This is a genomic window from Nocardia sp. NPDC059691 (assembly GCF_042733915.1).
GTDB lineage: Bacteria > Actinomycetota > Actinomycetes > Mycobacteriales > Mycobacteriaceae > Nocardia > Nocardia sichangensis.
In genome coordinates this window covers 365,263-381,227 of sequence record NZ_JBHWFB010000005.1, presented here as the reverse complement: position 1 = coordinate 381,227, position 15,965 = coordinate 365,263, and the positions used below count along the sequence as shown (strand labels likewise).

General features: G+C 68.5%; 16 protein-coding genes. 4 read left to right on the top strand and 12 right to left on the bottom strand.

Annotated features, from left to right (window positions below; translation table 11 throughout):
• The first annotated feature begins 116 nt into the window (after window positions 1-116).
• Window positions 117-605 carry a DNA-directed RNA polymerase subunit beta gene (locus ACFV2O_RS14350; RefSeq protein ID WP_379252121.1) on the top strand — a complete coding sequence of 163 codons (489 nt, stop codon included), beginning with the start codon at window positions 117-119 and terminating at the stop codon, window positions 603-605.
• A gap of 537 nt (window positions 606-1,142) precedes the next feature.
• On the opposite strand, the gene ACFV2O_RS14345 is transcribed toward ACFV2O_RS14350, so the two are convergent.
• The 7 genes from ACFV2O_RS14345 to ACFV2O_RS14315 form a co-directional block, all read right to left on the bottom strand.
• A complete protein-coding gene (locus tag ACFV2O_RS14345) occupies window positions 1,143-2,300 on the bottom strand; it encodes an acyl-CoA dehydrogenase (RefSeq protein WP_379252120.1) in 1,158 nt (385 codons plus the stop codon).
• 166 nt (window positions 2,301-2,466) lie between these two features.
• Window positions 2,467-3,153 carry a TetR family transcriptional regulator gene (locus tag ACFV2O_RS14340; RefSeq protein WP_379252119.1) on the bottom strand — a complete coding sequence of 229 codons (687 nt, stop codon included), beginning with the start codon at window positions 3,151-3,153 and terminating at the stop codon, window positions 2,467-2,469.
• Between the two features lie 236 nt (window positions 3,154-3,389).
• Complete coding sequence (locus ACFV2O_RS14335) at window positions 3,390-4,433, bottom strand: hypothetical protein (RefSeq protein ID WP_379252118.1); 1,044 nt, start codon at window positions 4,431-4,433, stop codon at window positions 3,390-3,392.
• Window positions 4,434-4,462: 29 nt separating this feature from the next.
• Window positions 4,463-5,422, bottom strand: coding sequence for an RNA polymerase sigma-70 factor (locus tag ACFV2O_RS14330; RefSeq protein ID WP_379252117.1), 960 nt, complete (start codon window positions 5,420-5,422; stop codon window positions 4,463-4,465).
• Window positions 5,423-5,615: 193 nt separating this feature from the next.
• Window positions 5,616-6,815 carry an NAD(P)/FAD-dependent oxidoreductase gene (locus ACFV2O_RS14325; RefSeq protein ID WP_379252116.1) on the bottom strand — a complete coding sequence of 400 codons (1,200 nt, stop codon included), beginning with the start codon at window positions 6,813-6,815 and terminating at the stop codon, window positions 5,616-5,618.
• A 281-nt stretch (window positions 6,816-7,096) separates the two neighbouring features.
• Complete coding sequence (purE, locus tag ACFV2O_RS14320; protein ID WP_379252115.1) at window positions 7,097-7,612, bottom strand: 5-(carboxyamino)imidazole ribonucleotide mutase; 516 nt, start codon at window positions 7,610-7,612, stop codon at window positions 7,097-7,099.
• Entirely contained in the window at window positions 7,605-8,825 is a 1,221-nt protein-coding gene (locus tag ACFV2O_RS14315) for a 5-(carboxyamino)imidazole ribonucleotide synthase (RefSeq protein WP_379252114.1), read from the bottom strand. Before ACFV2O_RS14315 ends, purE begins: the two co-directional genes overlap by 8 nt.
• Window positions 8,826-8,864: 39 nt before the next feature.
• Here ACFV2O_RS14315 and ACFV2O_RS14310 point away from each other — a divergent pair, with 39 nt between their 5' ends.
• The gene (locus tag ACFV2O_RS14310) at window positions 8,865-9,404 is read left to right on the top strand and encodes a GtrA family protein (RefSeq protein WP_355073560.1); all 540 of its coding nucleotides are present in this window, start codon (window positions 8,865-8,867) and stop codon (window positions 9,402-9,404) included.
• Window position 9,405: 1 nt separating this feature from the next.
• On the opposite strand, the gene ACFV2O_RS14305 is transcribed toward ACFV2O_RS14310, so the two are convergent.
• Genes ACFV2O_RS14305 through ACFV2O_RS14295 form a run of 3 tightly spaced genes read right to left on the bottom strand, consistent with a single transcriptional unit; the run spans window position 9,406 to window position 11,949 of the window.
• Window positions 9,406-10,707: a HAMP domain-containing sensor histidine kinase gene (locus ACFV2O_RS14305; protein WP_355073558.1), complete on the bottom strand. Its 1,302-nt coding sequence runs from the start codon at window positions 10,705-10,707 to the stop codon at window positions 9,406-9,408.
• A 1-nt stretch (window position 10,708) separates the two neighbouring features.
• Window positions 10,709-11,386: a response regulator transcription factor gene (locus tag ACFV2O_RS14300; protein WP_040865082.1), complete on the bottom strand. Its 678-nt coding sequence runs from the start codon at window positions 11,384-11,386 to the stop codon at window positions 10,709-10,711.
• Window positions 11,387-11,403: 17 nt separating this feature from the next.
• The gene (locus tag ACFV2O_RS14295; protein ID WP_355073554.1) at window positions 11,404-11,949 is read right to left on the bottom strand and encodes a PH domain-containing protein; all 546 of its coding nucleotides are present in this window, start codon (window positions 11,947-11,949) and stop codon (window positions 11,404-11,406) included.
• A 159-nt stretch (window positions 11,950-12,108) separates the two neighbouring features.
• Between ACFV2O_RS14295 and ACFV2O_RS14290 the strand changes: the two genes are divergently transcribed.
• Window positions 12,109-13,062: an acyl-ACP desaturase gene (locus ACFV2O_RS14290; protein ID WP_379252113.1), complete on the top strand. Its 954-nt coding sequence runs from the start codon at window positions 12,109-12,111 to the stop codon at window positions 13,060-13,062.
• 18 nt (window positions 13,063-13,080) lie between these two features.
• On the opposite strand, the gene ACFV2O_RS14285 is transcribed toward ACFV2O_RS14290, so the two are convergent.
• Window positions 13,081-13,884: a biotin--[acetyl-CoA-carboxylase] ligase gene (locus ACFV2O_RS14285; protein ID WP_355073550.1), complete on the bottom strand. Its 804-nt coding sequence runs from the start codon at window positions 13,882-13,884 to the stop codon at window positions 13,081-13,083.
• Between the two features lie 27 nt (window positions 13,885-13,911).
• Window positions 13,912-14,100 (bottom strand): hypothetical protein, encoded by a 189-nt coding sequence (locus ACFV2O_RS14280; RefSeq protein WP_364433205.1) that lies wholly within the window; start codon window positions 14,098-14,100, stop codon window positions 13,912-13,914.
• A gap of 205 nt (window positions 14,101-14,305) precedes the next feature.
• Between ACFV2O_RS14280 and ACFV2O_RS14275 the strand changes: the two genes are divergently transcribed.
• Entirely contained in the window at window positions 14,306-15,946 is a 1,641-nt protein-coding gene (locus ACFV2O_RS14275) for an acyl-CoA carboxylase subunit beta (protein WP_355073546.1), read from the top strand.
• Window positions 15,947-15,965 lie beyond the last annotated feature (19 nt).

Here is a 15,965-nt window from a genome sequence, read left to right as displayed (position 1 = left end):
AGTGGACGACGGAAACACCCGCACCGCAGAGTAATTCGCTCCCCTTACGGCTACCGACCAGGGATTACCAGAGCTACGGGCGCACCCTGAACCCCTTCGATGAAGCAGAGGTCTCGTTGCGCCACATAGCGTTTGGAGACACGCCGTTGTCTCGCTGTCACTACTACCGGCAGGTGTGCGGTCTCCCCGCGATCGTGGACCCGCCACAGATCGGGCGGATCATCGTCCGAACTGGGATGGTCTGGGCGATAACCATGCCCGCCGTGCTGGGGCACCACGTGAAGGTGTGGATGCAGGACCAGGACCACGAGCTGGGGCCGATCCTGTCGCATCCGCGGTCGAAGCGGTGGACGTTCATCATCCGGCCGGACCTACCGGACGACGTGCCGCTGTTCGCCGAGATGTTCCGCTTGAACGTCTCCATCATCCGCTACGGCGGCATGATCGCGCTGCCGAGCCCCGCCGACCAGGGAACCAAGTTTCGCGCATGGATAACCCGCCCGGACACGGCATTTCGCCCATCGGGCCGCGTGGTCGTCGCGGCGATCCGCCATTGCGTGGCCGCGAAGGTCGCGCGCGGTCGGCGGGTGATCACATATGTCTGACCGCGCGAAATCCCCGATTCCATCCGAGCCGGATGTCCACCTGTCGGTGTTCTGGCACGGAGCCCGCCTCGACTTCGTCGCCTGCGTAACGGCCGCATGCCTTTTCGTCCAGGAATGGCGCGCCCGACACTGGCACGACGCAGTGGAAGTATCCACAGACACCACCGACGACTACCCGAGACTCCCGTGCGAACGCCTCTACCTGGAGCCTTGACACGAGTGGCACACCAGCGAGAAGGCACTCGCGTTTTGCCGCAACCGTGTGCCACTCATGGCCGCGTCTCATTGGGAGAGCGGGAACGTTCGAGCACGCCCGGAATCGCGCTGACTCCGGGCACTGACGAAGCGCAGGCACCCGCACGTCCCGGCAATTCGGGTTTCAGGTTGCGCACGTACGCCCATATCGTGCCGCCGCGCTACGAGCGGGAGCGGAATGCGATCGACGGAATGTGCGGGCGGCCTGTGCTCCTCGACAGCCTGGAGACGGCCCGAGATGCGTTGCCAGGCGCGCCCGACATCCGGCGATCTACAACAAAATCACTTGAGCAGGGCGCGGCTCATCACCAGGCGCTGGATCTGGTTGGTGCCCTCGTAGATCTGGGTGATCTTGGCGTCGCGCATCATCCGCTCCACCGGGAAGTCGGTGGTGTAGCCGGCGCCGCCGAACAGCTGGACGGCGTTGGTGGTGACTTCCATGGCGACGTCGGAGGCGAAGCACTTGGCGGCGGCGGAGATGAAGCCGAGGTTCTTCTCGCCGCGCTCGGCGCGGGCGGCCGAGGTGTACACCATGAGGCGGGCGGCCTCGATCTTCATCGCCATGTCGGCGAGCATGAACTGGGTGTTCTGGAAGTCGGCGATCGACTTGCCGAACTGCTTACGGTCCTTGGTGTAGGCGATGGCCGCGTCCAGCGCGCCCTGGGCCAGGCCGACGGCCTGCGCGCCGATGGTGGGGCGAGTGTGGTCGAGGGTCTGCAGCGCGGTCTTGAAACCGGTGCCCGGCTCGCCGACGATGCGGTCACCCGGCACCCGGCAGTTCTCGAAGTACAGTTCGGCGGTGGGCGAGCCCTTGATGCCGAGCTTGTGCTCCAGCGGGCCGACCACGAAGCCCTCGTCGTCCTTGTGCACCAGGAAGGCCGAGATGCCGTTGGCGCCCTTGTCCGCGTCGGTCACCGCCATCACGGTGTACCAGGAGGACTTGCCGCCGTTGGTGATCCAGCACTTGGAGCCGTTGATGATCCAGTCGTCACCCTCCTGCTTGGCCCGGGTGCGCATACCGGCCGCGTCGGAGCCCGCCTCGCGCTCGGACAGCGCGTAGGAGGCCATCTCGCCGTTGACGATGTCCGGCAGCACCTTCTGCTTCAGCTCCTCGGAGCCGTTCAGGATGAGGCCCATGGTGCCGAGCTTGTTGACGGCGGGGATCAGCGAGGACGAACCGCAGACGCGCGCGACCTCTTCGATCACGATGCAGGTGGCCACCGAGTCGGCGCCCTGGCCGCCGTAGGCCTCGGGCACGTGCACGGCGTTGAAGCCGGAGGCGTTGAGCGCGGTCAGCGCCTCCTCCGGGAAGCGGGAGTTGCCGTCGACGTCCTTCGCGTGCGGGGCGATCTCCTTCTCCGCGAGGGCGCGGATCGCTTCGCGTAGTTCGTCGTGGAAGTCCTCGAGCTTGAACAGGTCGAAATCGGGGTTTCCCGTCATGGGGCCTTCACTCCTGATCGTCGGTGGTCGGCGCCGCTTTCCGTCGAACAAAAGCAGCATCTCGGCACTCAGTGCCATCTATGAGTCAGTATACCCATATTGATGCGGCTTACGTGGGGAGATGACGTGGCACTCAGTGTCAGATAAGTCGCACTTCGATCCGGGTTCACAGGTTGCCGAGCTTGCGGACCAGCAGGTCCGCGATCTGCTTCGGCGCGACGTCACGGGGAAACACCGCCACGACCAGCTCGTCCGCGCTCGCGGGACGCCCGGCGCCGCGCGGGATGGCGGCCAGTTCCATCCGCAGGTCCGCAGCGCCCGCGTCCGACTCGCCGCGCACCATGCGGCGCAGCAGGTAGTTGTGCGTCGCCGTCACCGCGGCGGTGAACTGCACCCGGGCCAGATCGGGAACGTCGGGCAGCCGCTCACGCAGGTAGTCGGTGAACAACCGTTCATAGCGGAACACCGTGACGATCTCGCGCTCCCGCAGCGCGGGCACCCGCCGGACCACCTGGTAACGCCGCGCCGCGATCTCCCGCCACTGCGTGAACCGCTCGAACACCTGCACCACCGCCGAGCACACCGCCTCCCACGGGTCCTCTCGCGACGCGGCCAGAAACTCCTCCGCTTGCGCCAGCTGGGACTCGTGGTCGGCGAAGATCACATCCTCTTTCGACCGGAACTGCCGGAAGAACGTGCGCCGGGAGATGCCCGCCGCCTCCGCGATCTCGTCGACGGTCGTCGCCTCATACCCCTTCTCGGCGAACAACCGCAGCGCCTGATCCACCACCGTGAGCCGAAAATGCGCGGTGTCGTCGCCTCCCCGCGTTCGAGCGATATCCCCTGTAGTCACGACCTCACACCGTAGTCAGCGGCCGAGAGCGCGAGTCCCCGACACCGGAAGCTTTCGCGGTCCGCCGCCGTATCACCAGGTCGACGGGGCTCGACCGCAGTGGCCGCGGCTCGGCGAGACCGACCGTGCTCCCAACCGGCGTCGCCGCGATCGTCGCGGTGACCGGGGCGCGCGCCGACACTCTGTTCGTCCGCGCACAGCCCGACCAGCGTGCGGAAGCATGCCCCTTCGTCCCGTCAGCTGCCGAGGGTCGCCGACATGCCGGCCGGTGTTGCGGTACCCCGAAGTCCCGCCGCGCCGGTGGCGGAACGGCGTGCGCGCAGCCCGCTGACCAGGCACAGCGTGACGCCGAGCGCGAGCCAGGCCAGCAGGACGAGGACGGCGTGGGTGGCCCCTCGACCGTCGAAGAAGGCAGTGGATCGCAGCAACCGGCCACCGGCACCGGGCGGCAGCAGCTGGCCGAGCGCGCCGGACCAGCCGGGCAGCATTTCGGGTGCGGTCGCGGTACCCGAGAGCGGGTTACCGATCAGCATCATGAGCACGGCGCCGATTCCGATCCCGGCGTATCCGAGCAGCGCCTCCAGCCCGAGGACGGCCGCAGCGGTGGCCGCGATGGACAGCGCGACGGCGCCGGAGTTGGCGAGGTAGGAGCCGCTGAGCGAGCCGAGCCAGAACTGCAGGATCGCGGCGACGGCCAGGCCGCCGGTGATCGCGAAGGCGAGCGCTCCGGTGACCCGACGGGCGGTGCCGCGCACGAGCCGGGTCAGCAGCACCGCGGCCAGCAGACCGCCCATGACCAGGGGCAGGGCGCCTGCCGACAAGCCGGCGCCGCGCGGGTCGTCGGCGGGCAGGGTGGCGAGGTCGCGGGCCGCCGTGCCGGGCTTGCCCTCCTGTGCGAGGCCGCTCGCGATGCCCTGCAAGGTCTGGGCGACCGCGGTGCTCGCGGCGGAGGCGACGATGACCTCGGGAGCACCGGAGCCGAGGTCGATCGCCCCGTACACCCGCCGGTCGCGAATCAGCGTTTCCGCGGCCGCGGTGTCGGGGACCTCGGTGATCTCGAAGCCGCCCGGCAGCCGTTGCTCGAGTGCCGTGCGGACCTGAGCGACCGCGGTGGCCGGACCGGCGACGGCGATCGGCACATCGTGTACCGAGGACCGCGCCGACGGCCAGGCGAAGGCGATGAGCAGCACGCTGACGATCGCCGTGAGCAGGGCGACCGCTCCGGCCACCGTCGGCCATCGCGACGGGAAAGTGTCGGCGAGCGGTGCCCGCGTGGTCATGTCTACTCCTCGAACGGTTGGGTCGACGTTCATCGCAGGCTGAGCGGGGTCTGCGAATCGACGTGGGTCAGTTTCTGCGGGTTGCGCACGTAGTAGAGGCCGGTGATACGGGTGTCCTCGACGCGCATCGCGAGGACGCCGTCCAGTTCCCCGTCCATGCGCAGAGCCAGTGCGGGGCTGCCGTTGACCGTGGTCGATTCGACGGTGAGCGCGACATCGTTCTTGGTGAGGCCGCCGACGATGAAGCGCGCCACCTTTTCGGCGCCGAAGACCGGCCGTGGCGTGGCCTGTTTGATACCTCCGCCGTCGCTGATGGCGACGACGTCGGGGGCGAGCACGTCGAGCAGTCCTTGCACGTCGCGAGTCTCGAGCGCGCGCCGGAACGCCTCGGCAGCCGCCTCGGCCTGGCGCGCCGTGACCGAGCGGCGTGGACGGCGAGCTTCCACGTGGCGACGGGCGCGGTGGGCGATCTGGTGGACGGCGGCGGGCGTTTTGTCGACCGCGGCCGCGATCTCGTCGTAGCCGAACCCGAAAGCTTCGCGCAGCACGAACACCGCCCGTTCGATCGGGGTCAATGTCTCGAGCACGAGCATCAGCGCCATCGACACGCTTTCGGCGAGCTCGACGTCTGCGGCCACATCCGGTGTGGTGAGCAGCGGCTCCGGCAGCCAGGAGCCCACGTATGCCTCCCTGCGGCGCTTCACCGAGCGCAGCCGGTTGAGCGCTTGCCGGGTGGTGATCCGGACCAGGTAGGCGCGCGGCTCGGTGACGTGCGCCGCGTCGACGCCGACCCAGCGCAACCAGGTCTCCTGCAAGACGTCGTCGGCGTCGGCCACCGATCCCAGCATTTCGTAGGCGACGGTGAACAGCAGGTTGCGGTGGGCGAGGAACGTCTCGGTCGCCGCCGCGGCGGTGTGGTCGCCGCCGTCCCGGCCTTCTGCCTTCTGGTCGGTCCCCCGTTTCTCATCGGCTCCACTGGCTGCTTCCATGAGGTCCTCTTCTGTTGCTCAGACGTTCGATCCGACTCGCTGGATCGTCGATGCCCGGTCCGGCGCACACCGGACGATGCGCGCTCGCATCCGGCGATGCGCCGACGGCCGGGCGGGTGCGGCGGCGACGGCGAGAACAGCGCTGCCACACCCGGTGCGGGGCGAAGTAGTCGACCGGAGACCACCGGCGCTGCTACACAGCCCGTTCGGCGGCGACCGGCGCGCCGCCGCGCTGCTCCCGCAGCAGCTGGGGCCGGTGCTTGCCGTCCTTGGGCCAGTGATGCGAGCCGGGCTTGCGCGCTTCGTTCACCAGGTGCTCGACACTGGCGGCGCAGGAGAACTCCTTCAACTTCTTGCCCGCGAGTCCGCTGAAGTAGAGCGGCATCGCGGTGTCGTCCTTGTGGCCGAGCTGGAAGATTCCCGCGCCCCGGCCGAAACTGATGCACATCGCGGGGAAAGACAGGTCGATCGGCGCAGGCCTTTCACCCGCGATCCGGTTCAGCACCGTGTCGGCGGCATGGGCGCCAAGGCACCCCGCGGCATAGGCGCTCATCCGGAACGGCAGATCGGACGGCGCCGCCGAATCCCCGGCCGCGACGATGCGCTCGTCGTCGACGCTGGTCAACGTCTCGTCGGTGCGCAGTCGTCCCGTAGCGTCGGTGCTCAGTCCGCTGGTGGCGGCCAGATCCGGCACACCGAACCCGGTGGTCCAGATGGTCACCCGACTCGCCAATGTGCGGCCGTCACCGAGTTCCACGGCATCCCGCGTCACCGCCGTGACCGCCGCATCAGGGCCTTCGAGCACGCTGATCCCCAACTTGGCGAGGTACTTGCGGGCAGTCCGCCGGGCCCTCGGGTGCAGGTACGGGCCGACCACGCCGCCGCACACCAACGTGACCGCGCGACCCCGCTCCGCCAGCTCCGTAGCGGTCTCGATGCCCGTCGGACCACCCCCGACGACCGTCACCGCCGCCGACATCGGCGTGTCGTAAAGCACCGACCGCAACCGCTGCGCCGCCTCCAAAGTGGCGATCGGATAAGCGAACTCGTCCACGCCCGGCACTCGCGAGCCCGCGCTGCCGCTACCCACCGCGTAGACCAGGTAGTCATAGCCGACCGTGCCCCCCTCGGCCAACGTCACGCTGCGCCCGGGCGCGTCGATCCGTGTCACGCTGTCGACCACCAGCCGGACCCCCTCGGCCAGCACTTCGGTATAGTCGACGACCGCATCGTGCGTCCCGCCCACCAGCTGATGCAGACGCAGCCGGGGAACGAACGCCGAGCGCGGATTGATCACGGTCACCGCGACGTCATCGCGCTGCGTCAGCCGGTTCGCCGCCATCACACCGGCATACCCGCCACCGATCACGACCACGTCGATCTTCTTGCTCATGGTGTCTCCTTCGCTCCGAGAGGCTCGAAAACAAGACACCGCAGCCCCGAACATTCCTGACACCATGTGACGTAGATCACTATTCGAGTCACGTCGGGGTGGATCGCAGCCATCTCCGGAGTACTTGTCCAGATCGACCGCGTGGTCTGTGCATTCAGCAAATCGCCGACTCACGTACCAACCCAGCGGAAACCGCTGGAGACGTGCTGAACGCTCTGGAGAAAGCCGGATTTGTGGAAGCGGTCGCGAGTGGGCGCGCGCGACCGCTGACCGTGCGTCGCTCAGCCCAGAAGTTTGGTGCGCAGCGCGTCGTCCTTTTCCAGCACCATCTGCTCGAGCCCGGCTTGGAACTGTTCCATGCGGGTGCGCAGGGACGGGTCGTGGGCGGCGAGGATGCGGGCGGCGAGCAGGCCCGCGTTGCGGGCGCCGCCGATGGAGACGGTGGCGACCGGCACGCCGGCGGGCATCTGGACGATGGACAGCAGCGAGTCCATGCCGTCGAGGTATTTGAGCGGCACCGGCACGCCGATCACCGGCAGCGGAGTGGCCGAGGCGACCATGCCGGGCAGGTGGGCAGCGCCGCCCGCGCCGGCGACGATGACCTTCAACCCGCGCCCCGCCGCGGAACGCGCGTAGTCGAGCATGCGCTGCGGCGTGCGGTGCGCCGAGACGACGCCCACCTCGAAACGGATCCCGAATTCGGCCAGCGCCTCCGCGGCGGCCTCCATCGTCGGCCAGTCCGAGTCGCTGCCCATGATCAGGCCGACCGCGGGGGCGATGGCCAGTTCCTCACTCATGCGGATCCCATCCGTCGGTCCAGATCGCGTGCGACATCCAGTGCGCCGCCCGCTCGGCCTTCTCCCTGACCTCGGCCACGTCGTCGCCGAGGATGTTGACGTGCCCGATCTTGCGGTCGGGACGCTCGCCCTTTCCGTACAGGTGCACCTTCGCCTCAGGGATCCTGGCGAACAGGTGGTGCAGCCGCTCGTCCATCGACATCGCCGGGGCCTGCGGCGCGCCGAGAATGTTCGCCATCACGGTCACCGGAGCCAGCGGCGCGGTGTCGCCGAGCGGGTAGTCGAGCACGGCGCGCAAATGCTGCTCGAACTGCCCGGTGCGGGCGCCGTCCATGCCCCAGTGCCCGGAGTTGTGCGGGCGCATGGCCAGCTCGTTCACCAGCAGCTCGCCGTCGGTGGTCTCGAACAGCTCCACCGCCATGACGCCGACGACGCCGAGGTCCCTGGCGAGATGCAGCGCCATGGTCTCCGCTGCGGCGGCCGTGTCCTCCGGCAGCTCGGGCGCGGGCGCGATGACGACCGCGCACTGCCCTTTGCGCTGCACGGTCTCCACCACCGGCCACGTCGCCGCCTGCCCGAACGGCGAACGGGCCACCATCGCCGACAGCTCCCGCTTCAGGTCGATCTTCGCCTCCGCCAGCAACTGGACGCCGCGGGCGAGCTGGTCGGCGACGATCGCCGCTGCCGCGTCGGCGGACTCCGGCATCCAGACGCCGCGCCCGTCGTAGCCGCCGCGCACCGCTTTCAGCACGATCCGCCAGCCGTGCTCGTCGCCGAAGCGCACCGCGTCCTCGACCGAGGTCACCGGCGTGAACGCGGGCACGGGCAGCCCCAGCGCGCTCAGCTTGGTGCGCATCGCCAACTTGTCCTGCGCGTAGACCAGCGCCCGCGGCGGCGGCTGCACGTTGACGCCCTCGGCGACCAGCGCCTCCAGGTGCTCGGTCGGCACGTGCTCGTGGTCGAAGGTCAGCGCGTGCGAGCCGACCGCCGCTTTGCGCAGTGCGGTCAGGTCGGTATGGCTGCCGAGCACCACCTCGGGGCTGACCTGGGCGGCCGGGTCCTCGGGGTTCTCGGCGAGCACGCGCAGCCGCTGGCCAAGCGCGATCGCCGCCTGGTGGGTCATGCGCGCCAACTGGCCGCCGCCGATCATGGTGACGGTGGGCATGGCCGAAGGATCGAAGGAACGTGCGCTCACGTCGGACAATATTGTCATGTCCGGCGCAAATGACAGCTACCGGTACACTCCGGTCTTGTGTCATTCGTCGACGACGTGGTCAGCGTCCTCCCCAAGCCGCTGCAAGATATCGCGTACCGGCAGCGGGAATTGATCAAGTTCGCGATCGTCGGCGCGACCACGTTCGTGATCGACAGCGGCATCTTCTACATACTCAAGTGGACGGTGCTCGCGGAGAAACCGGTCACGGCCAAGATCATTTCCGGCGTCATCGCCGTGATCGCGTCCTACATCCTGAACCGGGAATGGTCGTTCAAGAATCGCGGCGGGCGGGAACGTCATCACGAAGCGCTGCTGTTCTTCGCCGTCAGCGGCGTCGGCGTCGTCCTCGCCTTCACCCCGCTGTGGATTTCCAGCTACGTCTTCGACCTGCGCCAGCCCAACGTGAGCTTCACGGTCGAGAACGTCGCCGACTTCATCAGCGCGTTCATCATCGGCAATCTGCTGCAGATGGCGTTCCGTTTCTGGTCGATGCGCCGCTGGGTCTTCCCCGACGAAATGAGCGAACTCGAAGCGGAATTCGTCGACCTCGTGGAAGAGGAACTCGGCCGCGGCTGAGTCACCTCGGCTCGGGCACCACCGAGTTGGCCGGACGGGCCTTCGACCCGAGGAACACCGCGAACAGCGCGGGCCTGCGCCGCTGTAATTCCAGCCGTCCGCCGTCGGCCTCGACCAGCGCCCGCGCGAGCGCCAGCCCGACACCGGTGGAACCGCCCGCGGAGAAACCGCGGTCGAAGATGTGCGGCGCCAGCTCGTCGCGCACTCCGTGGCCCTCGTCGGCCACCTCGACACACACCAGCGGCTCGCGATCGGCTCCCGGCCGCACCGAGCGCACCGACACCGTGCAGGTCCCGCCGCCGTGCATGAGCGCGTTGTCCACCAGCACCGTCACCGCCTCACGCAACCGCGAACCCGTGATCGGGGCGCGCAACGACTCGTCGCCGGTGAGCGTCAGCGACCGTCCCGCCTCGGTGAACGGGTGTTTCCATTCGGCGACGACACCGCGCAGTTCGTCCATCACGGGCACCGGATCGCGGTCGGCCGCGTCCTCGTCGCGGGAGGCGCGGACCAGGTCGTCGATCGCATCGGTGAGCCGATCGACCTGAGCCATCGCCTCCTCGGCCTCGTGCACCACCTCCGGGTCGGCGTGCGCGGACAACTCGTCCAGGCGCAACCGCACGGCGGTCAGCCTGCTGCGCAGCTGATGCGAGACGTCCGCCACCAGGGCGTGTTCGCGCTGGAGTCGTCCGGCGATCTCCACCGTCGCCGAGTCGAGCACGTCGGATACGCGATCCAGTTCCGCGATGCCGTGCCTGCGCGGATCGGGCCGGAAATCGCCCATCGCCAGCCGGGCCGCGCGCGCCGCGACGTCCCGCAGCGGATCGGCCACCCGCCGGGCGGTGACCACCGCGACCGAGACCGCCGCGCCGAGCGAGGCGAGCACCGCCAGCGCGACCACCGCGACCGCCTGGCGCTGCATGGCGTGCATCGGCGCGGACGGCACCTCCAGGCGCAGCGAAGCGGACTTGCCCATCGACAGCGACTCGACCAGCGGGTCGGACACGTCGGCCACCCCCACGTCGCGGCGGACGGCGTTGTCCCGCTGCGACGGGTAGACGATGGTGAGCCTGCCGTTCTCCGGCACCAACGGCGCCACCGACCGGATGTCCAGCTCGCCGGACACCGTGCCGTCGCGTTCCTGCGCGATGATCTCCGTCGCGATCCGGTCCAGCCGGTTCTGCAGGTCGTTGCGCGTGATGTCCTCCACCCACAACCACGCCGTGTAGATCAGCGGCACGCCGAGCACCACCGTGGTGAGGGTCAGCACGGTGAGCATGGAACGCAAGATCCGGCGGCGCACGTCAGTCGGTGTTCAGCCGGAATCCGACACCGCGGACGGTGACGATGCGCCGCTCGGCCATGGGGCCCTCGTCCCCGATCTTGCGGCGCAGCCAGGACATGTGCATGTCCAACGTCTTGGAACCGCGCAACTCCGCGTCGCCCCACACCTCGCGCAGGATGGTCTCGCGCGCCACCACCTGACCGGCCCGGTCGATCAGCACCTTGAGCAGCTCGTATTCCTTGTTGGCCAAACCGATTTCGACGCCGTTGACCAGTACGCGCCGGGCGGCCGGCTCCAGGCGGATGCCGCCCACCTCGACCGTGTCGTCGCCGATTCCGCTGCGCCGCAACAGCGCTCGCACCCGGGCGAGCAACTCGGCGAGCCGGAACGGCTTGCCGACGTAGTCGTCGGCGCCCGCGTCCAGCCCCACCACGAAATCCACCTCGTCGGTGCGCGCGGTGAGCATCAGCACGGCCAGATCCGCGCCGCGGGCGCGCACCTGACGGCAAACCTCCAGCCCGTCCATGCCGGGTAGGCCGAGATCGAGAATGAGCAGGTCGTGCCCGCCTTCCAGAGCCCGCTGCAGCACGGCGGGGCCGAAACTCTCGACAGTCACCGAGTAGCCCTCGCGGCCGAGCGCGCGCGACAACGGGGCCGCGATGGCATCGTCGTCCTCGGCCAGCAGTACAGCGGTCATACGCCCAGGTTACGGGCTCACCGGTAGCTGCGGCGGTCGTCCCAGCGCTCGTCACGCCCGTCCCGATGGCGTTCGACCTCGAACACTTGGTGGTAGAGCAGCGAATGCACCTGCTGGACTGCGGGGATGTCGTCGTATTCCAGCGGCTCCGAGGAGGACGACTCGATGATCAACGTCCCGGTGCCGAGCAACCGATCGAACAGCCCATGCCGGAACTGCACGCTGGAGATCCGGCTCATCGGGATGTCGATGCCGCTGTGGGTGATGACGCCCTGGCGCACCAGCACCCGCCGGTCGGTGACGATGAAATGCGTCGACTTCCAGCTGATAACCGGTACGGCGCAACGCCATAGCAGAATCGCCACATACACCACGAGCACCGTGATGAGCAGCGCCGAGGCGGTGGTGCCCGTGGCCTTCTGCGAAATGAGTCCCCCTGTGAAACCCGCGAGAGCGGTGGCGACGATCAGCGTCACGATCGGCCAGAAGAGCATCTTCCAATGCGGGTGGCGATGCAGCAGCAACCGTTCGTCGGGCGCCAGCACATCCTCGGGATAACCCATGTAGGAACAGTACCGCGTCAAGATGCCCGAACGGCTGACACCGCAGCGCGTCATGCTGCACAATCGGCACCCTGCGTGTGACTATTTCCGCGCAGTGGCTCTCTGTATCGCGCAACGCCCGGCTCACCATCATCGCCGATTCCGACCGTGGAGGAACGCGTGACCAAAGACCTGACCCCGCTGCAGATCCTGGCCGAACTCGAACCCGTCGCCGAAGAGAACGTGAATCGGCACCTGTCCATGGCGAAAGACTGGAACCCGCACGATTATGTGCCGTGGAGCCAGGGCCGCAACTTCGCCGCCCTTGGCGGCGTGGATTGGCAACCGGAGCAATCGCACCTCAGTGAAGTCGCCCGGGTCGCGATGATCACCAACCTGCTCACCGAGGACAACCTGCCCTCCTACCACCGGGAGATCGCGCAGAACTTCTCCGAGGACGGACCGTGGGGCACCTGGGTCGACCGCTGGACCGCCGAGGAGAACCGCCACGGCATCGCCATGCGGGACTACCTGGTCGTCACCCGCGCCGTCGATCCGGTCGCCCTGGAGGAGGCCCGGATGATCCACATGAGCAACGGGGTCCGATCGCCGGACGGGTGGGGCGGGTTCCTGGCGAGCGTCGCCTACGTCACCTTCCAGGAACTGGCCACCCGTGTGTCGCATCGCAACACCGGCAAGGCATGCAACGACGCCGTCGCCGATCGCCTGCTCCAGCGCATCGCCGCCGACGAGAACCTGCACATGATCTTCTATCGCTCCCTGTGCGGCGCGGCGCTGGACCTGGTGCCCGACCAGGCGCTGCCCGCGATCACCAGGATCATCACGAACTTCCTGATGCCAGGCGCCGGGATGCCCAACTTCCGCCGCTACGGCGTGCTGATGGCCAAGCACGGCATCTACGACCTGCGCCAGCACCTGGAAGAGGTCGTCGAGCCGGTGCTCAAACAGTGGAACGTCTTCGACCGCTCGGACTTCGGGCCGCGCGGCGAGCAGGCGCGCGACGAACTGGGCACGTTCGTGGAGCAGCTGGCCAAAGACGTGATCAAGTTCGAGGAGCAGCGCGATCGCGCACTCGCCCGGGACGCCGCGCGCGACGTCGCCCAGCACGTCTGAGGCCGCCGCGAGAGGCGGTCAGTACTGGGCGCGCAGATGCGTGACGTCGCCCGCGGACACCGCTTCGCCACCGATGAGCAGACGGCCGTAGTCGTCGACGCCCTCGGCGATGCCGGTGAGCTGTCGGCCGCCGGGTAGTTCGGCGCGGACCTCCGTGCCGATGGTGGCGCACCGCTCGCGATAGGCGGCGGCCAGTTCGTCGGTCGCCCAATCCGCGTCGCGCCACGCGGTGAAGCGACGGGCGAACTCGGTCAGCAGCGACCGCACGAGCACCGTGCGGTCGGTCTGCCGCGCACCCGCGATGGTCAGCGACGTGGCGTGCGGCACCGGCAGTTCCTCTTCGGTCAGGCTCACGTTGAGCCCGAGCCCGATCACGACGGCGGGCGCGCCGCCCCCGCTCGCCGCGACCTCGGCCAGGATGCCCGCGACCTTGCGTCCGTCGATCAGCACGTCGTTGGGCCACTTGAGTTCCGCGGCGACGCCCGCCGTGGTCCGCAGCGCGTCGACCACGGCGACGCCGGTGAGCAGCGCCAGCCAGGCGAGCGAAGCGGGGCCGATCCCGGGCAGACGCACCAGCACCGACATCGCCAGTTGCGCCCGGGGCGGGCTGACCCAGGTCCTCGCGTGCCTGCCACGCCCCTGCACTTGGGTTTCCGCCAGCAGAACGACGTGGTCGGCGTCCGGATCGGCCGCCAGCGCGATCAGATCCGCGTTCGTGGACCCGGTCGACTCGACCACGTCGATCCGCGAGAAGAACGACAGTTCCGGCGAGTCGACGGCACTGCGCCGCAACTGCTCTGCATCCAACGGTGGCCTCTGCACACCGGCAGGCTACTCGCCGCGCGGGCGCTACCCGGCCAGGTCGTACCAGGAGACGAGCGGGTCGCGCGCCGCCATGCCCGCGCGGTCGTTCTCCGGCTCGCCCTCGGCGGTCTCGGTCCAGCACTCGGGCTCGCCGTACTTCGGAGCCGTCTCCGTGGTCCGTGTCCACGCCGCGGCGGCAGCGTATTCGGCGAAAGTCCTACCCCATTCCCACATGACGCGCTCCTCCCCTGAGCCGAAAATGTTTCGCCCTCAGGCTATCCGGACCCGACCGGTGGGCGATACTCATTTTCCGCCTCCCCAACGTCGCTACCGACCAGGAAGTTTGCCTCCGAAAATTGATCTAGCTGCGGTTTTCTACTCGCCGGTAGCCCCCGTCTGGGTTAGAGAGACGCACTGGTACTGGTTACACTCCGATGCCATGACGAGTGTCCAGCAGCAGCCCGCATCAGGTCCCGCGGGTTCCCCCGATATCCACACCACCGCCGGGAAGCTGGCTGACCTGCGGAATCGGCTGGAAGAGGCGAAGCACCCGATGGGCGAGGCCGCGGTCGACAAGGTGCACGCGAAGGGCAAGATGACCGCCCGCGAGCGCATCCTCGCCCTGCTGGACGAAGGCTCCTTCGTCGAACTCGACGCCCTGGCCCGCCACCGCAGCGTGAACTTCGGCCTGGAGCACAACCGCCCGCTCGGCGACGGCGTGGTGACCGGTTACGGCACCATCGACGGCCGCGATGTCTGCATCTTCAGCCAGGACGTCACGGTGTTCGGCGGCAGCCTCGGCGAGGTCTACGGCGAGAAGATCGTCAAGGTGATGGACCTGGCCCTGAAGACCGGCCGCCCCCTGATCGGCATCAACGAGGGCGCGGGCGCGCGCATCCAGGAGGGCGTGGTCTCACTCGGTCTCTACGGCGAGATCTTCCACCGCAACATCCAGGCCTCCGGCGTGATCCCGCAGATCTCGCTGATCATGGGCCCGGCCGCCGGTGGCCACGTGTACTCCCCCGCGCTGACCGACTTCGTCGTGATGGTCGACGGCACCAGCCAGATGTTCGTCACCGGCCCGGACGTCATCAAGACCGTCACCGGCGAGGACGTCACCATGGAGGACCTGGGCGGCGCGCACACGCACATGACCAAGTCCGGTGTGGCGCACTACGTCGCCTCCGGCGAGCAGGACGCCCTGGACTACGTCAAGGACCTGCTGTCCTACCTGCCGAGCAACAACCGTGCCGAGGCGCCGCGCTTCCCGGCCACCGACCCGATCGACGGCGCGATCGAGGACTCGCTCACCGACGAGGATCTCGAGCTGGACACGATCATCCCGGACTCGCCGAATCAGCCCTACGACATGCACGACGTGATCCGTCGCCTGCTCGACGACGACGAGTTCCTCGAGGTGCAGGCCGAGCGCGCGATGAACATCATCGTCGGCTTCGGCCGGATCGACGGCCGCAGCGTCGGCATCGTGGCCAACCAGCCCACCCAGTTCGCGGGCTGCCTGGACATCGACGCCTCGGAGAAGGCCGCGCGCTTCGTGCGCACCTGCGACGCGTTCAACATCCCGATCATCACCCTGGTCGACGTGCCCGGCTTCCTGCCCGGCACCGGGCAGGAGTACAACGGCATCATCCGGCGCGGCGCGAAGCTGCTCTACGCCTACGGTGAGGCCACTGTGGGCAAAATCACGATCATCACGCGCAAGGCCTACGGCGGCGCCTACGACGTCATGGGTTCCAAGCACATGGGCGCCGATGTGAACCTCGCCTGGCCGACCGCCCAGATCGCCGTCATGGGCGCTTCGGGCGCCGTCGGCTTCGTCTACCGCAAGCAGCTCCAGCAGGCCGCCAAAGACGGCGGAGATGTCGATGCGCTGCGGCTCGAGCTCCAGAACGAGTACGAGGACACACTCGTGAACCCGTACGTCGCCGCCGAACGAGGCTACGTGGACGCGGTCATTCCGCCGTCGCACACCCGCGGCCAGATCGTCTCCGCGCTGCGACTGCTCGAACGCAAGATGGTCACCCTGCCGCCGAAGAAACACGGCAACATCCCGCTGTGATCGAGCGATACCCTCGATA